At 74.2% G+C, this 511-nt stretch carries 1 protein-coding gene; it reads left to right on the forward strand.

The features are described 5' to 3' along the window. Positions 1 to 114: 114 nt before the first annotated feature. A partial coding sequence (locus AC1DWF_RS38885) for an ABC transporter substrate-binding protein (protein WP_476843716.1) occupies positions 115 to 511 on the forward strand: 397 nt, incomplete at its 3' end.

Consider the following 511-nt stretch of genomic DNA (forward strand, 5'->3'; position numbering starts at 1 on the left):
CGGCGGCGGCGCGGGCGGAGAGGTCGCCCAGATTGCCGATCGGGGTGGCGACGAGGGTCAGTCCCGGTGTTGGTTGACCCGGTATAGTCTGGCCCGGTGTCGAAGGGGGTGAGGATGCGTCGTCTGGTTCCATCGGGGGTCGCCTTAGCGTCCCTCCTCCTTCTGCTGATCGGCTGCGCCCCGCAACCCCCGGGCATTGCGAACCGGCGGCCCGGCACCGGCATCGTCCCGTGGAATGCCGGGCCCACAGCGGTGGAAGGCCCCCGAATCCGCGTCGGCCTACTGCTGCCGCTGACCGGCGGCAACGCGCCGCTTGGCCAGGCCATGCTGAATGCCGCGCAGCTGGCGCTCTTCGCCCAGGGCGACCGGCGCATCGAGATGCTGCCGCGCGACACCAGGGGCACGCCCTCCGGCGCCGCCGAGGCCGCCCGTGGCGCGCTGGGCGACGGCGCCGTGTCGCTGGCCGGCCCGCTGACCCTCGGCGAGACCGCCGCCGTGGTGAACGTGGCCC

This window comes from Aminobacter sp. P4_D5 (assembly GCF_056401815.1).